General features: G+C 36.7%; 23 protein-coding genes, 1 other RNA gene, 2 pseudogenes and 1 riboswitch. Of the genes and pseudogenes, 4 read left to right on the top strand and 22 right to left on the bottom strand.

Annotated features, from left to right (window positions below; genetic code table 11):
- Positions 1 to 11: 11 nt before the first annotated feature.
- The 9 genes from spoIIIAE to Q5760_RS18490 all read right to left on the bottom strand — a co-directional run bounded on the left by spoIIIAE (position 12) and on the right by Q5760_RS18490 (position 6,077).
- Positions 12 to 1,217: a stage III sporulation protein AE gene (spoIIIAE, locus tag Q5760_RS18450; protein WP_428909083.1), complete on the bottom strand. Its 1,206-nt coding sequence runs from the start codon at positions 1,215 to 1,217 to the stop codon at positions 12 to 14.
- Positions 1,218 to 1,277: 60 nt separating this feature from the next.
- Positions 1,278 to 1,661, bottom strand: a complete 384-nt coding sequence (spoIIIAD, locus tag Q5760_RS18455) for a stage III sporulation protein AD (RefSeq protein ID WP_428912626.1) — start codon at positions 1,659 to 1,661, stop codon at positions 1,278 to 1,280.
- 20 nt (positions 1,662 to 1,681) lie between these two features.
- On the bottom strand, positions 1,682 to 1,888 hold the full coding sequence (gene spoIIIAC, locus Q5760_RS18460) for a stage III sporulation protein AC (RefSeq protein ID WP_009794945.1): 207 nt from the start codon (positions 1,886 to 1,888) through the stop codon (positions 1,682 to 1,684).
- Between the two features lie 19 nt (positions 1,889 to 1,907).
- A complete protein-coding gene (gene spoIIIAB / locus Q5760_RS18465; RefSeq protein ID WP_428909084.1) occupies positions 1,908 to 2,423 on the bottom strand; it encodes a stage III sporulation protein SpoIIIAB in 516 nt (171 codons plus the stop codon).
- The gene (gene spoIIIAA, locus Q5760_RS18470) at positions 2,424 to 3,347 is read right to left on the bottom strand and encodes a stage III sporulation protein AA (protein WP_428909085.1); all 924 of its coding nucleotides are present in this window, start codon (positions 3,345 to 3,347) and stop codon (positions 2,424 to 2,426) included.
- A gap of 179 nt (positions 3,348 to 3,526) precedes the next feature.
- Positions 3,527 to 3,710, bottom strand: a non-coding RNA gene (gene ssrS / locus Q5760_RS18475) — 6S RNA.
- A gap of 88 nt (positions 3,711 to 3,798) precedes the next feature.
- Complete coding sequence (gene efp, locus Q5760_RS18480; protein ID WP_428909086.1) at positions 3,799 to 4,356, bottom strand: elongation factor P; 558 nt, start codon at positions 4,354 to 4,356, stop codon at positions 3,799 to 3,801.
- Between the two features lie 12 nt (positions 4,357 to 4,368).
- The gene (locus tag Q5760_RS18485; protein ID WP_428909087.1) at positions 4,369 to 5,430 is read right to left on the bottom strand and encodes a M24 family metallopeptidase; all 1,062 of its coding nucleotides are present in this window, start codon (positions 5,428 to 5,430) and stop codon (positions 4,369 to 4,371) included.
- Between the two features lie 134 nt (positions 5,431 to 5,564).
- Positions 5,565 to 6,077: a YqhR family membrane protein gene (locus Q5760_RS18490; RefSeq protein ID WP_428909088.1), complete on the bottom strand. Its 513-nt coding sequence runs from the start codon at positions 6,075 to 6,077 to the stop codon at positions 5,565 to 5,567.
- Between the two features lie 455 nt (positions 6,078 to 6,532).
- On the opposite strand from Q5760_RS18490, the gene Q5760_RS18495 reads away from it, so the two are divergent.
- Positions 6,533 to 6,964, top strand: a complete 432-nt coding sequence (locus Q5760_RS18495) for an SA1362 family protein (RefSeq protein ID WP_428909089.1) — start codon at positions 6,533 to 6,535, stop codon at positions 6,962 to 6,964.
- A gap of 290 nt (positions 6,965 to 7,254) precedes the next feature.
- Here the strand turns inward: Q5760_RS18495 and Q5760_RS18500 are convergent, their stop codons facing one another.
- The 4 genes and pseudogenes from Q5760_RS18500 to Q5760_RS18515 all read right to left on the bottom strand — a co-directional run bounded on the left by Q5760_RS18500 (position 7,255) and on the right by Q5760_RS18515 (position 12,334).
- The gene (locus tag Q5760_RS18500) at positions 7,255 to 8,154 is read right to left on the bottom strand and encodes a patatin-like phospholipase family protein (protein WP_428909090.1); all 900 of its coding nucleotides are present in this window, start codon (positions 8,152 to 8,154) and stop codon (positions 7,255 to 7,257) included.
- Between the two features lie 118 nt (positions 8,155 to 8,272).
- Positions 8,273 to 8,890 (bottom strand): annotated as a pseudogene (locus Q5760_RS18505) (vitamin B12-dependent ribonucleotide reductase); the annotation flags it as partial.
- A 289-nt stretch (positions 8,891 to 9,179) separates the two neighbouring features.
- Positions 9,180 to 11,135, bottom strand: a pseudogene (locus Q5760_RS18510) (vitamin B12-dependent ribonucleotide reductase); the annotation flags it as partial.
- A 362-nt stretch (positions 11,136 to 11,497) separates the two neighbouring features.
- On the bottom strand, positions 11,498 to 12,334 hold the full coding sequence (locus Q5760_RS18515) for a lipoate--protein ligase family protein (RefSeq protein ID WP_428909091.1): 837 nt from the start codon (positions 12,332 to 12,334) through the stop codon (positions 11,498 to 11,500).
- Positions 12,335 to 12,536: 202 nt separating this feature from the next.
- On the opposite strand from Q5760_RS18515, the gene Q5760_RS18520 reads away from it, so the two are divergent.
- On the top strand, positions 12,537 to 12,884 hold the full coding sequence (locus Q5760_RS18520; protein ID WP_428912627.1) for a rhodanese-like domain-containing protein: 348 nt from the start codon (positions 12,537 to 12,539) through the stop codon (positions 12,882 to 12,884).
- Between the two features lie 81 nt (positions 12,885 to 12,965).
- On the opposite strand, the gene gcvPB is transcribed toward Q5760_RS18520, so the two are convergent.
- The 3 genes from gcvPB to gcvT are packed head-to-tail and all read right to left on the bottom strand — an operon-like array spanning position 12,966 to position 16,905.
- A complete protein-coding gene (gene gcvPB / locus Q5760_RS18525) occupies positions 12,966 to 14,447 on the bottom strand; it encodes an aminomethyl-transferring glycine dehydrogenase subunit GcvPB (protein WP_428909092.1) in 1,482 nt (493 codons plus the stop codon).
- Positions 14,440 to 15,786: an aminomethyl-transferring glycine dehydrogenase subunit GcvPA gene (gcvPA, locus tag Q5760_RS18530; protein WP_428909093.1), complete on the bottom strand. Its 1,347-nt coding sequence runs from the start codon at positions 15,784 to 15,786 to the stop codon at positions 14,440 to 14,442. The genes gcvPB and gcvPA overlap by 8 nt, the downstream gene beginning before the upstream one ends.
- 15 nt (positions 15,787 to 15,801) lie before the next feature.
- Positions 15,802 to 16,905 carry a glycine cleavage system aminomethyltransferase GcvT gene (gcvT, locus tag Q5760_RS18535; protein WP_428909094.1) on the bottom strand — a complete coding sequence of 368 codons (1,104 nt, stop codon included), beginning with the start codon at positions 16,903 to 16,905 and terminating at the stop codon, positions 15,802 to 15,804.
- Positions 16,906 to 17,085: 180 nt separating this feature from the next.
- Positions 17,086 to 17,174: riboswitch (glycine riboswitch) on the bottom strand.
- Positions 17,175 to 17,318: 144 nt separating this feature from the next.
- Between gcvT and Q5760_RS18540 the strand changes: the two genes are divergently transcribed.
- Together Q5760_RS18540 and Q5760_RS18545 are read left to right on the top strand one after the other, a co-directional pair.
- Positions 17,319 to 19,007 (top strand): DEAD/DEAH box helicase, encoded by a 1,689-nt coding sequence (locus Q5760_RS18540; protein WP_428909095.1) that lies wholly within the window; start codon positions 17,319 to 17,321, stop codon positions 19,005 to 19,007.
- On the top strand, positions 18,985 to 19,770 hold the full coding sequence (locus Q5760_RS18545; RefSeq protein ID WP_428909096.1) for a YqhG family protein: 786 nt from the start codon (positions 18,985 to 18,987) through the stop codon (positions 19,768 to 19,770). Before Q5760_RS18540 ends, Q5760_RS18545 begins: the two co-directional genes overlap by 23 nt.
- 57 nt (positions 19,771 to 19,827) lie before the next feature.
- On the opposite strand, the gene Q5760_RS18550 is transcribed toward Q5760_RS18545, so the two are convergent.
- The 6 genes from Q5760_RS18550 to comGC form a co-directional block, all read right to left on the bottom strand.
- A complete protein-coding gene (locus tag Q5760_RS18550; RefSeq protein ID WP_428909097.1) occupies positions 19,828 to 20,016 on the bottom strand; it encodes a YqzE family protein in 189 nt (62 codons plus the stop codon).
- Between the two features lie 86 nt (positions 20,017 to 20,102).
- Positions 20,103 to 20,489 (bottom strand): competence type IV pilus minor pilin ComGG, encoded by a 387-nt coding sequence (comGG, locus tag Q5760_RS18555; RefSeq protein WP_428909098.1) that lies wholly within the window; start codon positions 20,487 to 20,489, stop codon positions 20,103 to 20,105.
- Positions 20,479 to 20,958: a competence type IV pilus minor pilin ComGF gene (comGF, locus tag Q5760_RS18560; RefSeq protein WP_428909099.1), complete on the bottom strand. Its 480-nt coding sequence runs from the start codon at positions 20,956 to 20,958 to the stop codon at positions 20,479 to 20,481. Before comGF ends, comGG begins: the two co-directional genes overlap by 11 nt.
- Complete coding sequence (gene comGE, locus Q5760_RS18565) at positions 20,909 to 21,241, bottom strand: competence type IV pilus minor pilin ComGE (protein ID WP_428909100.1); 333 nt, start codon at positions 21,239 to 21,241, stop codon at positions 20,909 to 20,911. Before comGE ends, comGF begins: the two co-directional genes overlap by 50 nt.
- Complete coding sequence (gene comGD / locus Q5760_RS18570; protein WP_428909101.1) at positions 21,225 to 21,674, bottom strand: competence type IV pilus minor pilin ComGD; 450 nt, start codon at positions 21,672 to 21,674, stop codon at positions 21,225 to 21,227. Before comGD ends, comGE begins: the two co-directional genes overlap by 17 nt.
- Positions 21,671 to 21,970, bottom strand: a complete 300-nt coding sequence (comGC, locus tag Q5760_RS18575; RefSeq protein ID WP_428909102.1) for a competence type IV pilus major pilin ComGC — start codon at positions 21,968 to 21,970, stop codon at positions 21,671 to 21,673. Before comGC ends, comGD begins: the two co-directional genes overlap by 4 nt.
- Between the last annotated feature and the right edge of the window lie 5 nt (positions 21,971 to 21,975).

The raw sequence follows: 21,975 nt of genomic DNA on the forward strand, positions 1-21,975 counted from the left end.
TACTCGCTCACCTACCTAACCATCACTGTTAAGTTTCCAGCTGCGACAATGACAGTGATACTTAAAAAGAACATAAATGACACAATGGCCAGAGCTGCAAATACATAGATAATGCTTTTTCCGATAATATCAAGACATGAGATGATCGGTCCCCCACCTAATGGCTGCAAAATTGCCGCTGAAAATTTATAAATTAAGGCAATCATTAATATTTTCACTGCCGGGAATGCAACAATCATTAAAAGAACCGCTACCCCAACAATGCCAACTGTATTTTTTAATAACACTGAGGCACTGACAACCGTATCGGTAGCATCAGAGAACATCCTACCAATCACAGGAATAAAGTTTCCTGTGATAAACTTAGCCGTCCTAAGCGTGATCCCATCTGTAACTGCCGCAGAGGCACCTTGAACGGAAATAACGCCAAGGAAGACGGTAAAAAATAATCCTAAAAGGGAGATACTTCCATTTCGCAATAATTTAGCTAGTTGAGATACTTTATATTGCTCACTTAATGTACTAACCACACTTAATAAAGTAGCGAGAAACAAAAGCGGTAAAACAATGGATTTTATAAATAAACCGCTTATATTCATAAGAAATAGAATAATCGGGTGAAAAAAAGCTGCTGATACTAACCCACCTGATGCGGCAATTAAGGCCAATAGTAATGGAATCAACGCCATAATAAAACTTGTCATGGTGGTAATGGCTTCTACCGCATAGGTCGTAGCTACATAAAAACTGTTCAAAGCGATGATCGATAACACCATAAATACAACCGCATAGGCTGTTTTACTGATCGCCCCGTTTTCAAATGCATTTTGCAACGATTGTAAAAACATACTGAAAACAGTTAGAATCACTAATGCCCCAAGTAGCTTTCCATTGGCTACAAATTCATGAAAGGCAAACTTTAAAACACCTGTAAGCCATTCTTTTAAGGAAAACTCTTTTTCACCCTTTAAAAAGTCATATAAACTCCCTTTTTGACTTTCTGGTAGGAATCCACCATACTCGTCCATCACATCCTCCCAAAACCCTCTCAATTCGTCTAAATTTAATGATTCCAATTGGGAATTGACCGCATCTTGCAGGCCATACTCCACATGATCATTTTCAAGTGGTGTTTGCGGTGAAGCTTGTACACTTGGAACGAGGAGAAAAGTGAATATAGCAAATAATAGAAGAATCAGAGATAACCGTTGCTTCATTTCTTTCACCTCTAATTAGAAATACATAAGGTGTTAGTCCGTTGATGAAATTAAACAAAATTAACTTGGGATGAGCTCAACAATCGTTTCAATTAAGACGGTGATGATCGGAATCGCCATTGCTAATATTAAAATTTTCCCTCCCAATTCAATCTTTGCAGCCATGGATCCTTGTCCAGCATCTTTTGTAATTTGTGAGGCAAACTCGGCGATATAGGCGATTCCAATGATTTTCAAGATCGTTTCTAAATAAATTAAATTAACATTTGCATTGATCGCCAACTTTTCAATCATGGAAATAATCGCAGCGATTTGATCAACTAAAAACAGAAAAACCGCACAGCCAGTAAAAACAATAATTAGAAATGCAAAGTTTGGCTTCTGTTCTTTTACAATTAAAGCAAGAAATGTAGCAACGAAGGCGATTCCAATTATTTGAAGAATTTCAATCGGAGATCCCTCCCTTACCCTTGAAATAAGAAGACAGACTTAATTTTTTGAAAGAGATCGTCTACAATGGATGCAACCATAAACAAAATATAGATAAACCCAAATAGCGTTACCCACTGGGCGTATTCTTTTTTCCCAACTTGATCAAGGATTGTATGTAAGAAAGCAACCACAATCCCAACCCCAGCGATTTTAAAAATAATATCAACCTCTAACCCCATCTCTTGCTCCCCCTTACCGCTACATGAGTAAAATAATTAATAATAGTCCTGATAAAAAACCAATACTTTTTACCATTTTTTCATATTTTACTTGCTTATCCCTTGCTTCAGTCTCCTCTCTTTCTAGATGGGTCAAGGTAAGCAATATTTGCTTCTGCTGGGAAACCCGATCATGCCGACCAAGTGTTTCTCCAAATTGCTTCATGATTTCAAATTCACCTTTTTTTAAGGCGGTTTTCCCCCATATATCTTTTAAGCTCTCTTCCCATGCATCCCTTACAGTCGTTTCAGTTTGCGTCAATTTATCTCCAAAACTTGTAAAAAAATCTGATATAGGTGGTGATAACTGTTGTGAGAGTCTTCTTGATGCCTCATGAAGCGGGGTGTGACCATACATAATTTCAGCTTCCAATGATTGTAATGCTGTTTTCAGTGTCCGTAATTGCCTAGGTCGTTCTGATAGTTGCTTGGCCAATTCAAACCCTGTCCATGTTGTAGCGAATAAAATTAAGATAGCTCCTACAATTTTGAACATTTATAACACACTCACTTTATTTGTAACCTTATTCCCTTCACTATCTAAAATACTTGTAATTGTTCCAGGTGTTGATGTTTTGCTTAAAATGATAAATCGTTCAAACACTTTTTCATCTAACAATTTTTTTAAAGTGGGGCGTCTTTTGATTTCATCATATGAGTTACCATGGGTGGTCATAATTAACTTAATACCTGCATTGAGTGCTTCCATAATGGCTTCTGAATCCTCCGATCGACCAATTTCATCGACAACAAGTACGTCAGGACTCATGGATCGAATCATCATCATCATGCCTTCTGCTTTGGGACATGCGTCTAATACATCTACACGATGTCCGAAAGTCATTTGCGGAACTCCTGATACACATCCGGCGATTTCAGAACGCTCATCGACAATGCCCACCTTCATTGCTTTTCTTTGAGAATGTATCTCCCCTCCCGAAATGATGCGGGCAATATCCCGAAGCAATGTGGTTTTACCTGTTTGCGGCGGACCCACAATCATGGTATGAAGCCAGTTTCCTTTATATATATCCTTTATGACCCTATCGGCAATTCCAATTTTCTCTCTTGCGATTCGAATATTAAAAGAAGATACATCTCGAATGGCTTTCACTCTTCCTTCTTCAAGAATGACCTTCCCAGCCAATCCGATACGATGCCCTCCCTCAATTGTGATATAGCCTCGTTTTAATTCCTCCTCTAAGGCATAAATAGAATGATGACTAATTTTATTCAGCAAATGTAGGGCATCCTCAGTCTGCACCGTATAGGGAAAAAACTGTACTAATCCTTTAGAAGAAACCTCAAGCGGCCGATTCACTCGTACCCGTATCTCTTCAATTTCATTTAGTAAAGTCGGAGGGATTTTATTTATTTGTTCGGATATTGTTTTCGGTAAATAGGATAAGACTGATTTCACTGTTTGGTTCCTCCTCCACTCAAATATGAATATCGCTCATTTAAAATGTATGCCTGCTTGACCACATTATGACTTTGAATTATGGAGGAACGAGTGATGAAGGATTTTTTTTGAAGGATAAATTCGAGGGAACGCAAAAAAGCAGTAGTGATATTCACTACTGCTCTTTGATTATGAAGATTTATGCCGCCATTGCCGCTTTATTTGTATAGAGTTTCAAGACCTGCTCTACCAGGTGGGTGTCCTCAGAAAAATGTTCAACGTCCTAAACAGTGTAGGCATGTTGTTCATTTTTACATATTGAACTCCCTTAATTCTACTAAAGGTTGAAACTTTATACGATTGCGAACAACGCAGCTTTATTTGACTTTATTTTAGCTCAAATCTAGATCAAGAGCAAGATGTAAATCCATCTAAAAATAGCATTTTAAGGTATATTGATTTTCATTTATTATGCTCGAGATACGTAACTTCCCTCTGTTGTATTAATAATTAGGCGGTCACCTTGATTTACGAAGAATGGAACTTGGACAACGAGTCCAGTTTCAAGAGTTGCTGGCTTCGTACCACCTGAAGCAGTATCACCTTTAATTCCTGGTTCTGTTTCTGTTACTTCCAATTCAACCGTGTTTGGAAGTTCGATCCCAATGGTTTCGCCATGGTACATCATAATATGTACTTCCATATTTTCTTTCAGAAATTTCAATTCGTACTCAATAGCAGTTTCGGCTAATTCAATTTGATCATAGGATTCATTATCCATAAATACATGTTGATCCCCGTTTGCATATAAGTAATTCATTCTTCGGTTATCAATTTGAGCTTTTCCTACTTTTTCACCAGCACGGAACGTTTTTTCTTGAATCGCTCCTGTACGAAGGTTACGAAGTTTGGAACGAACAAACGCTGCTCCTTTTCCTGGCTTAACGTGTTGGAAATCAAGAACACGCCAAATCCCATTATCTACTTCAATCGTTAAACCTGTACGAAAATCATTAACAGAAATCATGTATTTATCCTCCTAAAGTATAATCAGTTCTTTTGTAGAATAGGTTAAGCGCTCATTTCCTTTATCAGTGATTAACGTATCATCTTCAATTCTTACTCCGCCTAAACCTGCGATATATATTCCAGGTTCAACCGTTACAACCATTCCAGGTTCTAATGTATATTCTGACTTCATGGAAAGATTAGGCCCTTCATGAATCTCAAGCCCGATGCCATGACCGGTTGAATGTCCGAAATACTCACCATAACCTTTTTCATTTATGTAATCTCTGGTAAGATCATCGGCTTCCTTCCCGCTCATGCCTGGTTTTAACCCATTTAATCCACGTAATTGTGCATTAAGTACAATTTGATATATTTCCTTCAATTGGTCACTCGGATTCCCGACTGCAATGGTTCGAGTAATGTCTGATGCATATCCTTGATAATAGGCACCAAAGTCAAGGGTAACAAACTCCCCATTTTCAATGACTTTATCTGTTGCAACTCCGTGTGGGAGCGCAGAACGAACACCAGATGCGACAATCGTATCAAATGAAGATGAAGTCGCTCCCGCTTTTCTCATAAAGAACTCTAATTCATTCGAAACTTCTAACTCAGTAATACCGGGCTGAATGAATTTAATAATATGGTCAAAGGCAGCATCAGCAATCCTTGCTGCTTCCTTTAATATCTTAATCTCTGAGCCACTCTTAATCAAGCGTAATTTTTCAATGATCCCTGAAACTGGAATTAATTCTGTTTTAAATGAGGACTCATATTCTTTATAGGTGGAAAAGGTCACGTAGTCTTGTTCAAAACCTAGCTTTTTGATTCCGAGTTCAGTAATTTTATTGGCAATTTCTTCGGTCATGCTCCCCTTTTGTCTAACAATTTCATAACCGATACATTGTTTTTCCGCTTGTTCTACATAACGAAAATCCGTAATAAAAACCGCCTTGCTCCGACTAATCAAAACAGTACCTGCCGTACCGGTAAAATGCGAAGCATAGCGTCGATTATAAGGACTTGTAATTAAAATACCGTCTAATCCCTGTTCTTCTAATGCAGAAACGATCTTTTCTATTCTTTCCAAGGTCATCCTCTCCTTTTCAAGCGGCATGAAAAAGTGATATTTTCCAGCCTAAACGTAAAAAGGCTTCTAAGAGCCTTTTTTCCTTATTTTATCATATGGGATTCTTTAGCAAAACTTATACACTTGAAGTGCCTTTAAGCTTTTACATCATCTTCTTTCGATATTCTGCTATTAATTTCTAATTCCTCATAGGAAATCGTATATCCAACAAATAATCCGTAAAGGACGTATAAACAGATTGATGTTACTAGCGTATTAACATTTAAATCATTAAAAGGCGGTATTCCAGGAAATATCGGATTTAACACAAAAAATACAAGTAAAAACAGAAGCAGACCATAAGCAATTCCGACCCACATACTTTTAAACTTCCTTAACAGTCCATAATAAATAAGTGCTACAAGGATGGAGATTGCTCCAATTAAAAGAATGGAGATGACTGTACCTAACCAACTTTTCTTCCAATCCCCAACTGTCCAAGGTTCTAAAATCACTCGAGGTGAAATGGTTGTAAAATCAAACACATAGGCTAAATAGGCCAAACCACTTAACAAAATCCCACCAGTGAACCCTGTGATCACTACAAGTGTCAAAAATGACATGGGCTTTTCTTTTAGCTTTTCTTTTCTTGCAATATCTTCACTCATGAATAACACCTCCAAAACTAGTATGTCCTTCTTGCTGATTTTCTTTGCATGATTTGACAGATTTCTTGAATAACCGCTATATTTTGCAGGCTTTTTAATCATTTTTGAATTATTGTATATTTAGTTATTGATTTATTCAGAAAATTGATACATAATTATTAAAATAATAATATTTCGATGCTAGATGATAGCCGTAATCGTTTTTTTGGAGTAAAATAGTGGTGAGAAAGATAATAACATTTGACATTTAGCCCAAATGGATTTTAAATGAAGATACTTTAAATTTATCCCCAGATTCGAAAAAAAGAAGGATTTCGCCTATTTTTTTCCGAATATTCTTTATAGAATGTTTCTTCTAATCAACTTTATTATGTTGTTTAACGAATAAATTTGCTAATTCCTTATGTATACAAGTTTAAAAATTATAAAAATTGCTCATTATGCTCAATAGGGAGGTGGCTTTCTTGAAAAATCGGACTACAAACTACATTGTATATGGTGTTATTGGTCTAGCCATAATCGGCTTGCTTTCAAAGTTATTTAGTAATCCAGCCGGTTTTTTCAAAGGGATCGCGATTATCATTGGAATTGCAGCAGTTGTTTTCTTACTCTTTAAGCTCTTATATAAGCCTAGCCCAGCAAAGCGTGAGCAACAGGCATTTAGAAAAGCTGCTAAAAGATCCGCAAAAAGAAACCAAAAGGACGCTAAACCTCAAAACCGGATGATGATGAAGACGCAGAAAAAGAACCAGATGAAAAAGAAACCGAATTTAACTTCCATCAAAAGTGCTCGTGCACTTAAGAAGAAAAATGCGCGCCCACAACTCACCGTTATTGAAGGAAAAAAAGGAAAAAGTAAGAGAAAAAATCGTGCCTCATTTCTATGAGACACGTTTTTTTCTTTTAAGCAGTTAAATATTTGGTTTTTTAGCTTAGATTCACTTTTCCTTTTATAGGCTTTAGTTATTTCTTATGACCGCTTGCCTTCAGATGTCCCGAAGGTGGAGTGACTTCAGACCTTAACCATTGTCTTTTACCTGCTATTGTCTGAAGGTGAGCTTACTTCAGACTCTAAACATTGTCTTTTACCTGCTATCGTCCAAAGGTGGGCTAACCTCAGATATAAGCCATTATTTGCACCGTAAAAAGAACCTATTACCTGTTATTAGATATGATTCTAGATCACTTTTTTATTAAATCTCCAGGTTTCAAAAAATTTTCTAGCGCTATCTCGGCCATGCTGCAGCAAGATCTTCTTTTTTTGTTCTGTTAGGGTAAACTCTGTTGTGGCCACACCTGCTGTTGGAACGAAGATAATGTCCTTTTCATGTGTTCTCGAGATATAGCGCGCATCATGGGCATCTTTCATGGTTTCAAATAAGGCGGCAAATAGCTGAATCGCATTATTAATTTTATTCTTCGGAAATTCTTCTAGGTTTGCGCTAAGTTTTATGCCAATGACAGGTCTAACCCGATCAACATGATCCTCATCAAATAACCATAGTGGAAAATTACTCAATACTCCCCCATCGACAATAATGCTCTTCTCTCCGTTTGATTTTAATGTGACGGGTTCAAAAAAATAAGGAAGACTGCAGCTCATTCTGACGGCTGTTGCGATTGGAAAGCTTTGAGGATCAATTCCATATTTAATTAGATCATCAGGTAATACAATCAATCGACCATTGGTTAAGTCGGATGCAACAAATCTTAAATGCTGTTGAGGTAAATCGGCAAACGTATAAAGACCCCTTCTTGCTAGAATTTCTGCAAGCCATTTTTCAAGTGCATTTCCTTTATATAGACCTAGTCGAAAATAGAGTGTGATCCATTTTGCAATAGAATAAGGCAGGATGGTTTTTCTTTCATCAAGTAATATATTTAAATCAAGTTCGTCAAGCAACTGATCAATTTCCTTACTTGTATATCGGGCGGCAATTAAAGAAGCAATAATGGCTCCAGCACTTGCTCCTGCTACACGCTCAAAACGATATCCACGTCTTTCAATTTCTTCGATAGCTCCAATTAAAGCAATTCCTTTAATACCTCCTCCAGAAAAAACACCATCTACATACACAGCAGTCACTCCCAAAGATGTATTTACTTTTACATTTTTAATCCGGCAATGGAAGAAATAGTACAGAGGACAAAGAAAAAAGATGGAAACAAATTCGTTTCCATCTTTTCTATCTATATTAAAGTCCACATTTCAATTGTGCGTTACAGTTTGTGCAAGTATTACATCCACCAATTTCTTCGACTGTCCCTTTGCGACATACTGGGCAAGTATCGCCTACTTCTGAACCAATGGTAACAGAAGTTGAACGTAAATCATTGATGGTATCAAGTAATACAACATGTGGTTTTTCTGTTGTATGTGTATGAGTATCCTCTTTACTATATGTTTCTTCTATATGATTTTCTTCCGCTTTAAGTGTTAGTACTTGAGTATCACGTGAACCGTCTACATAGACTGTACCACCTTTTGCTCCACCTTTATAAAGGCGCTCGTATACCTTTTCTACTTGTTCTACACTATAGCCTCTTGGTGCATTAACCGTTTTACTAATAGAGCTATCAATCCAACGTTGGATGACACATTGTGTATCTGCATGGGCTTCTGGTTTTAATTCCATAGCTGTTACAAACCAATGTGGAAGATTTTCCGAATCTGCTTCAGGATGTTGGTTTAAATACTCTTGAACAATATCTGCTTTTACTTCAATAAACTTACCTAAACGTCCACTTCTAAAGTATGAGAATGAGAAGTATGGTTCAAGTCCTGTTGATACACCTACCATTGTACCAGTGCTCACAATTGTTACTCTCTATTTCTAGAGGGCGGGGGTTATTAGTACCCGCTCCATATGTCGCCATATGGGTCAGACTATATCATCAACCGAATGATTTCGGTTGCTCGGCATGTAGTCGTTGAGGGGTCAGCCACGACTTCCCTGCGGATTGTCTGGTAGGTTTAACCATCACTTTTACATTTTTACCTTATATCAGCTGGCAAGGCTAGGTAGTAAAAGATACGCCAGAGTTTCCCGCATACAGCCAAGTTTACGCTACATTTTTACAAATGTAGGGGGCAACGTGTTTACCCGTTGGTGCAACAGTTAATAGGTGTGAGTTACGAATTCCATGTTCTAGAATTGATTCTCTAATGTCTTCAGGCATTTTCTTCATATAACCAGTGTTAATGAATGCCTCACGAAGACGATTTGTTTCTTCTTGTGTTTTACCTGTTAAGAATGGGAAGCTTCCCTTTTCTTTTCCAAGTTCAACAGATGTACGGTAAGCTGTTGTCGCAATAACCTCGAATACTTGGTCAACAAGTTTATTTCCTGCTTCTGAACCGTATTCTGTTTCACAATAGATAAGTAAGTCATGTAGTCCCATAACACCTAAACCAACACGACGCTCTCCAAGTGCTTGTTTTTTATTTTCTTCTAAGAAGTATGGTGTCGCGTTGATTACGTTATCTTGCATGCGAACGCCAACTTCTACAGTTTGCTTTAATTTTTCAAAGTTAACTGTTTTTGTTTCTTTATCAACCATTTCAGCTAAGTTCACCGCAGCAAGGTTACAGACTGAAAATGGTGCGAGAGGTTGCTCGCCACATGGGTTAGTTGCAACTACTTTCTGACCATACGCTTTTGCGTTTGTCATGTCGTTCGCATTATCAATAAAGAAAATCCCTGGTTCTGCTGAGTAAGTTGCACAGATGTTGATTAAATTCCAAAGCTCTTTTGCTTTGATTTTTTTGTATGTGCGTACTTTATAACCAAGTTTTTCCCATTCACGTACATCGCCAACTTTATGCCATTCTTCATTGTAAATTTTCATTTCTTCTGGAGTATAGCTTTCTACATCTGGGAATCGAAGTTCATACTCTGCATCATTTTCAACAGCATCCATAAAGTCCTTTGTTAAACAAATAGAAATATTTGCTCCTGTTAAGAACTCTGGATTGTGAACAGAGTATGTTCCGCCAGTTGCTAGTGTTTCTTCAGCATTAGCAATGATCCCTTCGCTGAAACCGCCTAATCCAGGAATGTGCTTATAATTAATAATTCCTTGATACATCGCTTTTTCTTGCTCAGTTAATGGAGTAAATTTTAATTTATCTTTAGCTAATTTTTTAATACTATCATCGTTTGTATTTTCGATTAAGAAACGTAAAATGCGTGGGTTTTGCATTTTTGAGATGATAAATTCAATGATATCAGGGTGCCAGTCACTAAGCATAATCATTTGAGCTCCCCTGCGCGAACCACCTTGCTCAACTAAATGAGTCAGTTTTGCAATATCATCTAACCATGATACGGAACCAGATGATTTACCGTTGACTCCTTTTGCTAATGTGTTGCGAGGTCTTAATGTTGAACCATTTGTTCCAACCCCACCGCCACGGCTCATGATTTCCATAACTTGCTTACGGTGTTCTGATATGCCTTCACGTGAGTCTTGGACAAAAGGCATCACATAACAGTTAAAATACGTTACGTCTGTGTCAGCGCCTGCGCCATATAGAACACGTCCAGCTGGAATAAAGTTTAAACTTACTAGCTCATGGTAAAACTTTCCAAACCATTCTTTTCTTTTTTCCTCTGTTTCTTCCACAGAAGCGAGCCCAGTTGCATTCCGTTTAGCGATTTGTTCATAATAGATCTCAAGCGGTTTCTCGATGACATCAAGCGGACGGGTAATGACACCTGTTTTTGATTCAGTTGGGTCATCTAACACTGCCCTGAACTCTTCTTCAACTAATACTTTAGCCGTCTTCTTCTCCCAATCAATATCAAGAATAAATCCAAGACCACGCGCCGGAAATTTCGGATCTTCCTTAATTGTTAAAACAACAAAATCTCCGTTAGCCAAGGTGATTTTTTCAGTATCCTTGAACGTATAACGATCAAGCATAACGAGGCGAGAAACCCCTTTATGTGTAATATTCATATCTGGAGTAATGGGGTGAACCTGAGGAAATAGTCCAATATCCTTGTTTAATCGTTCCACATCCAAACTCATATTTTGTCCAAGCACCACAGACATATATACAACTCCTTCAAATAGTTTCCATGTTTTCTACACTAGGTGTGATTTTTAAACAATAAGCATTCATGGTTGACTATGTTTCTTTTCATGTATTCCTAAAATATCATACCCAATCTATTAAATCAATATATTGTGTTATAAATATTTAAAAAGACACTACATGTTGATTTAAAATCAAAAAAACATATATTTGTCAAACACAAAAATTACTAGAAATAAGAGAATACTAGAGTAATAATACGAATATCTGCAGAAAATGATAAATTTCGCTCTTTTTCCGAAGTTGCACAGAAAAATAAAGCAGAAATATTTCTCTCTGCTTTATTTAAACTATGTTAGAACCTGATAGTAGTTTTCCTCTATCTCATGAAGTTCCATTCATCACTTTCATAGCGTTTTTTAGCAATATCCATAACGACTTTTAATTCATCATCTGTTAATTGGTATGGTTCAAGGTTAATATTTAGCCCCTCTTCAAAACCAACCTTAAACGCGCGCTTCGCTTCATCCAGCGTTACCTTTTTCGAACTAAGGTCATTAATCGCTACCGCTTTATTTTTAAAAGCGCGTTGCATTCGTTCTCTAACTCGATCATTCGGATATTTAAACAAACTAAAAAGCTTATCCTCATCCAAGTCAATCAAAATCGAACCATGTTGAAGGATAACCCCTTTTTGTCTAGTCTGAGCACTCCCGGCTACTTTCCTACCTTCCACAACAAGTTCATACCAGCTTGGAGCATCAAAACAAACAGCAGAATGCGGACTTTTTAAAGCTTCTCTATCCTCTTCTGTCTTTGGAACAGCGAAATAGGCATCCAAACCAAGTTGGTGGAACCCTTTCAAAATTCCCTCTGAAATCACCCGATATGCTTCTGTTACCGTTTTTGGCATATCAGGATGTTCTTCTGACACAATCACACTATAGGTGAGCTCGTGCTCATGTAGAACAGCCCTACCACCAGTAGGTCGACGAACAAAACCAATATTTTGATCTTTGACGACTTCCATATCAATTTCCTTTTCTACCTTTTGAAAATATCCGATAGAAAGAGTGGCTGGATTCCATCCATAAAAACGTATGACTGGGGGAAATTTTCCTTGGCTGTTCCATTCTAATAATGCCTCATCCAACGCCATATTAAAGGATGGTGAACCATTACCAGAATCAATAAACCTCCATGTTTCTTTCTCCATTTAATCGCCCCATTTTCTTTTCATTCAACCATATTAGTCTAACAAAATAATAGTAAAAAACAAAGTATGTTTTCGTACGAAAGTTTTTTGTTCATCTCTCTTTACTCTCTGAGCAAATCAACTATATAATAATAATTAGCGTATTTTGCTTGGAAGGGAGTAATTATAGTTGGAATATCTTTTATTAATCATCGTTGGGGTCATGGTCATTTATATTTTATTTAACATGTTACAACAACGTAGGATTTTAAAAACCTTAACCGAAGAGGAATTTCGAGAAGGGTATCGAAAAGCACAGTTAATTGATGTTCGTGAACCAAATGAATTTGAAAATGGACATATTCTAGGGGCTAGAAATATCCCTCTATCACAAATGAAAATGCGTTTACAGGAAATCCGTCCAGACAAGCCCGTTTATTTGTATTGTCAAAACACACAAAGATCAAGTCGTGCGGCACAGCTACTTTACAAAAAAGGCTATAAAGACCTTTATCAATTAAAAGGTGGCTTTAAAAAATGGACAGGAAGAATTAAGACAAAGAAAAGCTGACTCAAATGAGTCAGCTTTTTTTGAATCAAAATTCGCCTGTTGAATTTCCACTAATAAATCTGAGCCATACGCCCAAGGAAATTAAACCTCTTGAGGGGTTTCAACTTCTTTTTTGTAACGTAGAACTGGCTTACGAGCAGCTAATGTTTCATCTAATCGACCAATAACAGTAGTATGCGGTGCCTCTTGAACGATTTCCGGATTTTCCTCAGCTTCTTTAGCAATTTGAATCATCGCATCGATAAAGGCATCAAGGGTTTCCTTCGATTCTGTTTCGGTTGGTTCAATCATGATACATTCCTCAACATTAAGCGGGAAGTAAATTGTTGGTGGATGATAACCAAAATCAAGCAATCTTTTTGCAACATCTAATGTACGTACGCCTAATTTCTTCTGACGACTACCACTTAAAACAAATTCATGTTTACAATGTCTGTCATATGGCAAATCAAAATATGGAGCTAATCTTCTCATCATATAATTCGCATTTAAAACAGCATATTCTGTTACGGCTTTTAATCCATCTGGTCCCATTGTACGTATGTACGTATAGGCACGAACATTAATACCGAAGTTTCCAAAATAAGGTTTCACACGACCAATAGATGATGGACGATCATAGTCTAGAACAAATTTATCATTTTCTTTCGTTAAAACAGGCTTTGGCAAGTATGGAATTAAATCAGATTTTACACCAACAGGACCAGAACCTGGACCACCGCCACCATGTGGACCTGTAAATGTTTTATGGAGATTTAAGTGAACAACATCAAAGCCCATATCACCAGGACGCGCCTTAGACATTACGGCATTTAAATTAGCACCATCGTAATATAATTTACCGCCAGCACCATGAACAATTTCAGCCATTTCCAAAATATTTTCTTCAAATAAGCCAAGCGTATTTGGATTGGTTAACATAAGTGCTGCCGTATCAGGGCCTACCACTCGTTTTAGGTCTTCAAGATCAACTAGACCTTGATCATTAGATTTAACCGTGACCGTTTCAAACCCTGCAACTACAGCTGATGCAGGATTGGTTCCATGTGCCGAGTCAGGAACAATCACTTTTGTTCTACCCTTATCCCCATTTGCATAATGGTAAGCACGGATCATCATTAGTCCAGTCCATTCACCATGTGCCCCTGCAGCAGGCTGAAGTGTTACAGCATCCATACCTGTAATTTCTACAAGATGTTCTTGTAGATCATACATAAGCTCAAGAGCTCCTTGTACGGTATCTTCCTCTTGTAATGGGTGTAAATGAGCAAACCCATTCATACGTGCTGCTGTTTCATTCATTTTAGGATTATATTTCATTGTACAAGACCCAAGTGGATAGAATCCTGAATCCACACCATGGTTCCGTTTTGATAATGCTGTATAATGGCGCATAATATCAAGCTCAGATACTTCTGGTAATTCAGGCTCTTGTTCACGAATGTAACCACTTGGAATAAGCTCTGTTAAATCCATTTCCGGTACATCAAATTCAGGAAGACTATACCCAACACGACCCGGAACGCTATTTTCAAAAATTAACGGTTGATTTTCTTTATGCATGATAATCCCCCAATTCTGCCACGAATGCATCGATTTCTTCCTTGGTTCTTAATTCTGTAACTGCGATTAACATGTGATTAGTCAACGCTGAAAAGTCACGACCCAAATCATAGCCACCGATGATTTTCTTTTCTAATAATTTTTGATTTACTTCTTTGACTGGCTTATTTAATTTCACAACAAATTCATTGAAAATTGGTCCGTCAAAGGCAATCTCAACACCTTTATCTTTCAGCAGCTTTTTCGCATAATTCGCTTTCTGAATATTAGCTGCAGCCATTTCACGAACTCCTTTTTTACCAAGAGCTGTCATTGCTACGGAAGCTGCTAATGCATTAAGCGCCTGATTGGAACAAATATTTGATGTAGCTTTATCACGACGAATATGCTGTTCACGAGCTTGTAAAGTTAATACAAAACCGCGTTGACCTTCTTCATCGACTGTTTGCCCAACTAAACGTCCAGGGATCTTCCTCATTAATTTAGTTGTTGTTGCAAAATAACCACAGTGTGGTCCACCAAATGCAGTAGGAATTCCAAATACTTGGGCATCTCCAACCACAATATCAGCACCAAACTCACCAGGTGGTTTCAAAACGCCTAAAGCAAGTGGATTACTTGAAACAACAAATAAGGACTTTTGCGCATGGGTTAATTCTTCAATTTCTTTTAATGGTTCAATTCCGCCAAAAAAGTTTGGATATTGAACAATCACGGATGCTACATTCTGATCGATTAATTCCTTAAGCGCAGAAATATCTGTCATACCATCTTGATGAGGAATTTCCACGACCTCAAGATTCTGTCCATGTGCATATGTGTATAAAACTTCCTTTGATTGCGGATGGACCGTACTTGAAATGAGAATTTTTTTCCTGCGTGTATGCCCTGCAGAAAGCATAGCTGCTTCAGCTAAAGCAGTGCCTCCATCATACATGGATGAATTGGCAACATCCATTCCAGTTAGCTCACAAATCATCGTTTGAAATTCAAAAATCGCTTGTAATTCTCCTTGGGAAATCTCGGGCTGATATGGAGTATAAGCCGTATAAAATTCAGAACGTGAAATTACATGATCAACGATAACTGGAATATAGTGATCGTATACACCAGCACCTAGAAAAGATGTATTACTACGTAAATCAGCATTATTAGCTGCTAATTGTGTTAATTCTTTTAACAACGCTGATTCCGATTTTGCCTTTTTAATCTTATATTCTCCCTTAAAACGAACTTTTTCAGGGATATCATTAAATAATTCATCTACAGATTCTGCACCGATTGTTTGCAGCATTGCCTGTTTGTCTGCTTCTGTCATAGGTAAATAGCGATGCTTCATGATTGAACCTCCCAGTTAGTTTTTTTCTCTTTTATAAAAAGGAGTTGGAACAACTTTTGCTTTGATTTGTTTGTTACGAATTTCCACTGAGACTTCTTGCTCTAACTTTGCATACTCTGATTTCAACAAGACTAGACCTACATTCTTTTTCAATGTAGGAGATTGTGTACCAGTTGTGACAACTCCGACTTCCTCATCCCCAACAAAAACTGGATATCCATGGCGAGGAACACCTCGATCAATCATTTCAATTCCTACTAATTTCCTTGGAACTCCATTTTCCTTTTGTTGTTTTAATGCTGCTTTTCCGATAAAATCAGCTTCTTTATTTAGCTTCACGGCAAAACCAATTCCCGCTTCAAGAGGAGTAATTTCTGGTGAAAGCTCTTGACCATAAAGAGCAAGCTTTACTTCAAAACGAAGAGTATCCCTTGCCCCAAGACCAACAGGTAAGATTCCAAACTCACTACCTGCCTCTAAAACCTTACGCCATAATTCAATTGCATCTGATGGCTGACAGTATAGTTCAAATCCATCCTCTCCTGTATATCCTGTTCTAGAAACAAGAACTTTATAGCCAGCAACCAAAACATCTTTTTCAAATGCGAAAGGACTCAGTTGTGATAAGTCAATTTCGACTAATTTTGATAAGATTTCTTGTGAACATGGACCTTGTAAAGCAAGGAGAGCAAATTGATCTGAAATATTTTCAAGAGCTACATCTCCCTCACAATGCTCTTTTAACCAATTGTAGTCTTTTTCAATATTAGATGCATTGACAACAAGCAAATAGTAATTTTCTTCTAGTTTATAAACAAGTAGATCATCCACGGTACCCCCATTGTCATAACACATGGTATTGTACTGCGCTGTACCGATTTTTATTTTACTAATATCATTAGTCATCATTTTTTGTAAAAAAGTTAAACTTTCAGTTCCACTTACAGTGATTTCTCCCATGTGTGAAACATCAAATAATCCAGCTTTCGTTCTGACTGCTTCATGTTCTTCTTTAATACTTGAAAACTGAACAGGAAGTTCCCATCCTCCAAAATCAATTGTCTTAGCCCCAAATTCTTTGTATACGTCAAAAAGTGGTGTTCGCTTTAACTCTGACATGTATACGCCCCCTTCATAGATGAATGAAAATTTTTAATTTTTAGCTTTCACTACATTAGAACCAAAAAAGGACAGAGACCCCCCTTAACAATAGGGTCTCTGTCCTTTCACCTGAAAGTTTACCAAATAATTGGTTTTCCTCTTGGGTGGCCTAATCAAAGAAAGCTCTCTCCAGAGTTGCGTCAAACAAGAGTTCTTTTGCCTGAGAGATTCACAAATGTTGCTTGCTCCTTCGGCGCTACGAATGTAGTCTCTCCTCTTATTTTCATCCGCCATTCATAAAATTGTAACATTTAGATCATACTAAGCTAATAAACGACATTATAGGAAATTTCTAAATCATTTATATTCTCTTAACCTCATCCTACCATGTCGAACAAATTATAGTCAATAAATTTTGAGAGGTGTTATAAATGTCGGTGCATATTGAATTTGATCACTCGTGGCAAGAGGAATTAATGACTCGAATGGATCATGATGGTCCCTGGGGAAACTGGGAATTATTTAACTTAGCTGTTGAGGTAGAAAAGCATACCGTCATTCCCGAATTCGAAGGACTTCTGGCACCTAAACATTTATCACATTTAACTCCACTCCCACACCAACTAGAAGTGGCAAAACAAGTAGTTGAAAACATGAACGGAAAAGCTATCCTTGCAGATGAAGTGGGACTTGGGAAAACAATAGAAGCAGGTTTAATTCTGAAAGAATATATGATTCGTGGACTCGTTAAAAAGGTTTTAATCCTTGTACCTGCATCCCTTGTTACTCAATGGGCATCTGAGCTCAACACAAAATTTTTTATTCCAGCTGTTACACAAAGGAAAAGCTATGTATGGGAACAATGTGATGTCGTTATTTCTTCAATTGATACAGCTAAAAGATCTCCTCACAGAGAAATCATTTATGAACAAGATTACGATTTAATCATTATTGATGAAGCTCACAAGCTTAAAAACAATAAAACCAAAAACTATGAATTTGTGCAGAACTTAAAAAAGAAATTTTGTCTACTATTAACAGCTACTCCAATTCAAAATCGAATTAGTGAAATTTTTAACCTAGTTTCTCTTTTAAAGCCTGGGCATCTTGGTAGTGAATCGGACTTTTATAATAAATATAAAAAAGATTCCCGTTCCCTTGATGATAATGAGCATTTAAAAGAACTAGTGAATAAAGTAATGATCCGTAATAGGCGTGCCGATACTGGAATTGAATGGACAAAACGGATTGTAGAAACAATCACAATTGAGTTTACGGAGAAAGAAAGGAATTTATATGAAGCACTTTCAGAATTTGGTCAATCGAACGGTCTGATCAATAAAAGTCAATTTTCCATCATGACTTTACAAAGAGAAGCCTGCAGCAGTCGAGAATCCGTTTATTATACACTTAAAAATATGCTTCAAAAGGCAGAGAATCCTACAGAAGAGTTTAAAGGGAAAATTCAACATTTAATTTCCCTAATAGAGGCAGTGGATTCAAATTCAAAAGCACAGAAGGCATTGGAATTAATTAAAGAAATCGATGATAAAGTCATTATTTTTACTGAGTATCGGGCAACCCAATTTTTCCTACAATGGTTCTTAAAACAGCATGGCATTACTTCCGTTCCATTCCGTGGCGGCTTTAAACGTGGAAAGAAAGATTGGATGAGAGAGCTATTTAAAAATAATGCCCAAGTTCTCATCGCAACTGAAGCTGGTGGAGAAGGAATTAACTTGCAATTTTGTAACCATATCATCAATTATGATTTGCCTTGGAACCCAATGCGGCTTGAGCAGAGAATTGGGAGAATCCACCGTCTTGGTCAAGAAAAGGACGTAAAAATCTATAATTTTGCAGTTAAAGAAACGGTGGAAGATCATATTTTAAAATTATTATATGAAAAGATCAATTTGTTTGAAAATGTAATCGGTGAACTAGATGACATTTTAACCAAACTAGAATTCGGAAATATCGAAGATCATTTAATGGACATTTTCAACCACTCATCTTCTGAAGGTGAAATGAAAATCAAAATGGATAACCTTACTTCCATGATCCAATTTGCTCAAGAATTGAAGGGAGAAGAAAATCATGCAGCAGCAGGAAATTCATAATTTTTTGGAACGTTATTTTATAGCAAACGAATGTGAAATTCTCGAAAATAGCCCAGGGTATGTGAATGTTCAATTAACCATTGATTTAGATAAAGAATTGATGAATCGCCCCTTTTATTGGCATTATCTTGAGAAAACAGGGGGAGAACCGAATCCAATGAAACTCTCCCTTATTACGGATCCTAATAAGGTGTCTGATCAAATAAATGGGGAAACGATTCATTTTGGTTCTCCAAGACTGCATCAAATTTTTAATTCAACGAAAAAGTTAGCAGGTTACATTCGACTATATGAAAAGTCGTCGGCTCTACCAAATAAACAGACACCATTAAAACCATGGATTGGTGTAAATTTAAAGGTTTCCTATCAATGCGACCGAAAAAAAGATGTTTTTCATTCCATAGGTCTTAACTTAATGACCGGTCAATTTATTGAAGATTTCCATGATAATCTTTTACAATTAGATTTAACGCCGAAAATTCCAGATTACTCCTTTACCCTTTCTCCTTTAATTATGCCAAAAAGCGGTTTAAAAAGAATCGAAAATTATTTAAGATTCAAAATTGAACAAGAAGATCAATCTTGGGCAGAAGAAGCAAAAATACGTTGGCAAAAGGACTTGGATTTACTCGAGCATTTTTATAAGGATCAAGACGAAAAAGGCGATAATTATGATATCGAAAAACAAGCATTAAAAGATCAATACGAGCCTAAAATTGTGATTTCAATCATTAATGGTGGATTGTTTTATTTAGTACGTTAGATAAGCCCAGGCGCTTCTTAAAATATAGAAAAGGTTGCTCACTTACGGAGCAACCTTTCATTCTCTCTCTTCTTTTCTTTTAAAATTTAACATTAATGCATACGGAATAATCCCAAACCACCTATACAGGAAATCGGCTCTTTCTTCCTTTTTTCCTTGGCGTAGTTTTTTTCGCTCATCTTTCGGTTGATCAATATATTGAACGACAGTCTGGGTAAGATATTTAACATAATCATTGGTTTTCAAAAGACATACCTCCTCCTATGGATAAAGACATCTTAATCAGTACGAGTATGTCCGAAAGTGAACCATTTTAAAACAATGGCGAGCGTTCAGTTAATTTCCGTCCATTTAACGATCTTTCTTAGATTTCTGTCATAGACAGCCGTCCCCTTAAAAAGCGTATCCTTATCATGGATTATGATATTGATTGCTATCTCCCATACACCTTCCGATCTTTCCAATATTTGATACCTAACTTCACCTTCTTTAAAATGAAACGTACCATTCTTGGCTGCATTTTCATCTTTCATTAATTGAGTTTGTATTTGTTCCACCGCACTTAATAAATAATAATCTTGTTTTAATATGCTTTCTGTTGCATTCAACATTTTTCTTTCTATTAAAAACTGCTCTATTTGGGTGACTAATAAAGTGGATAACAAAATCATGATACCTAGTGTGACGGGATAGGTAAAACCTTTTTGATTACGGAGCATGGACCTCCTCCTTTCTCAATAATGTTCGAATGATCTTAGATTCATTTTGGTCATAAATATCTTGAACTGAAATTTTTACCCCTTGGTTCAGTTTTTCAAATGTAACACTTTTAATATTTTGCAAATAAATTTCATGCCCCTTTAAATCAACCCGCCGTCTAATACTTGGACCGTATTGTTCATAGATAATATTTTTCCCATTACTATTTAACAGCAATCGATTATGATTGATCGTAATCGTATCACTCATTCGCACTTCCTTTTTTACTTGTGAGATAAACACTTCCCACTCCATCCGTTGTAATCTTTCATCTACGATCTCGTTTTGGATCATCATCTTAATAGAAAGTGGAATAAAAGAGGCAATGATCAAAAAGATAGAAAAGGCAACTAGCATTTCAACTAATGTAAAACCTTTATTACTGAATAGACTCAGAAATTTGCACGGTTTTACCGAACACATCTTCATACTGAATGGATACCTCGCTTTTTATCCCATTTCCTTCACTCCAAACAATGTCGTATCGTTTATTATGTTGAATCACACTAAAATCGTTTCTCTCAGAATTTTCAACGACTGCTTCTTGCAAATAATCATAAAGTATATGTAGTGCCTCTGATTTCTCTTGTGTCTCAACTGATTGCTTATTGAATACAATCATCATCGGAACGAATACACTTGCGATTAAGATCCATCCGGAAAGACTAATGAGTAGTTCAAGTAAAAAATAGCCTTTATTCTCTCGTAACATAAAATCTCCCCGCTCCAATTTGAAAAACCACTTTATATCGTTTCTTTCCAATAATAAAGAAAAATGTCCCAAAATCTGTAACCCCGCCATCGGGTAATATTTCAAAATTAATCGTTCGAACTCCTAATGACCCCCGTTCTAATTTAATAGAAGCCGGTAATTCACGTTTCACAACATAGTTTTGAGAGTACTTTTCTTCTACATAGTACATACGTTGATTCGGTTCAATAAAGACATATAAACCTTTTTGTGTAGAAATAGCATACTGTTGAGCATAAAGAATGTCAGAGGTAAATAATGAAACAAACCGTTCCTTCTCAATAAAATCATAATGAGGTTTCAGGAAGAACAAAGATAGAGAGGCGATTAGCAGAAAAACACTTAAGACAATCAGAGTTTCGATTAAAGTAAAACCAAATTGATTATTTTTCATTGTTCCAGTTGTACAGTTCCATCTACAATCACAATGGTTTCACCAGATGGACACGTAGTAGTACTAATATATTGATTCTGCTTAAGCAGTTCAACTGTAGGTGTTTGATTTCCATTTTCCATTTGATAGGCCTGTACTTGACTTTGAACCATTTTTAAATAGGCCTCACATCCTTTTTTATTAATACTAGAATTGTTCTTTGTTACATTCGGTACCGTAATCAATAGCAGAATAGAAATCACCATCAAAACGATCATCATTTCAATCAACGTGAATCCCGCTTGTTTTTTTAACATATTAA

The sequence above is a fragment of the Niallia sp. Kr1 genome (assembly GCF_050389805.1).
Lineage (GTDB): Bacteria > Bacillota > Bacilli > Bacillales > Cytobacillaceae > Bacillus_BD.

Coding starts and splice junctions, on each gene's coding strand:
- spoIIIAB (WP_428909084.1), bottom strand. CDS start 2,423: ATGTTCAAAATTGTAGGAGCTATCTTAATTTTATTCGCTACAACATGG.
- Q5760_RS18515 (WP_428909091.1), bottom strand. CDS start 12,334: ATGGAGAAAGAAACATGGAGGTTTATTGATTCTGGTAATGGTTCACCA.
- comGD (WP_428909101.1), bottom strand. CDS start 21,674: ATGAAAAATAATCAATTTGGTTTTACTTTAATCGAAACTCTGATTGTC.
- Q5760_RS18520 (WP_428912627.1), top strand. CDS start 12,537: ATGGTCATTTATATTTTATTTAACATGTTACAACAACGTAGGATTTTA.
- Q5760_RS18540 (WP_428909095.1), top strand. CDS start 17,319: ATGTCGGTGCATATTGAATTTGATCACTCGTGGCAAGAGGAATTAATG.
- gcvPB (WP_428909092.1), bottom strand. CDS start 14,447: ATGCATAAAGAAAATCAACCGTTAATTTTTGAAAATAGCGTTCCGGGT.
- comGE (WP_428909100.1), bottom strand. CDS start 21,241: ATGTTACGAGAGAATAAAGGCTATTTTTTACTTGAACTACTCATTAGT.
- comGC (WP_428909102.1), bottom strand. CDS start 21,970: ATGTTAAAAAAACAAGCGGGATTCACGTTGATTGAAATGATGATCGTT.
- spoIIIAC (WP_009794945.1), bottom strand. CDS start 1,888: ATGGGGTTAGAGGTTGATATTATTTTTAAAATCGCTGGGGTTGGGATT.
- efp (WP_428909086.1), bottom strand. CDS start 4,356: ATGATTTCTGTTAATGATTTTCGTACAGGTTTAACGATTGAAGTAGAT.
- Q5760_RS18490 (WP_428909088.1), bottom strand. CDS start 6,077: ATGAGTGAAGATATTGCAAGAAAAGAAAAGCTAAAAGAAAAGCCCATG.
- comGF (WP_428909099.1), bottom strand. CDS start 20,958: ATGAAGATGTGTTCGGTAAAACCGTGCAAATTTCTGAGTCTATTCAGT.
- spoIIIAE (WP_428909083.1), bottom strand. CDS start 1,217: ATGAAGCAACGGTTATCTCTGATTCTTCTATTATTTGCTATATTCACT.
- gcvT (WP_428909094.1), bottom strand. CDS start 16,905: ATGTCAGAGTTAAAGCGAACACCACTTTTTGACGTATACAAAGAATTT.
- comGG (WP_428909098.1), bottom strand. CDS start 20,489: ATGCTCCGTAATCAAAAAGGTTTTACCTATCCCGTCACACTAGGTATC.
- gcvPA (WP_428909093.1), bottom strand. CDS start 15,786: ATGAAGCATCGCTATTTACCTATGACAGAAGCAGACAAACAGGCAATG.
- Q5760_RS18545 (WP_428909096.1), top strand. CDS start 18,985: ATGCAGCAGCAGGAAATTCATAATTTTTTGGAACGTTATTTTATAGCA.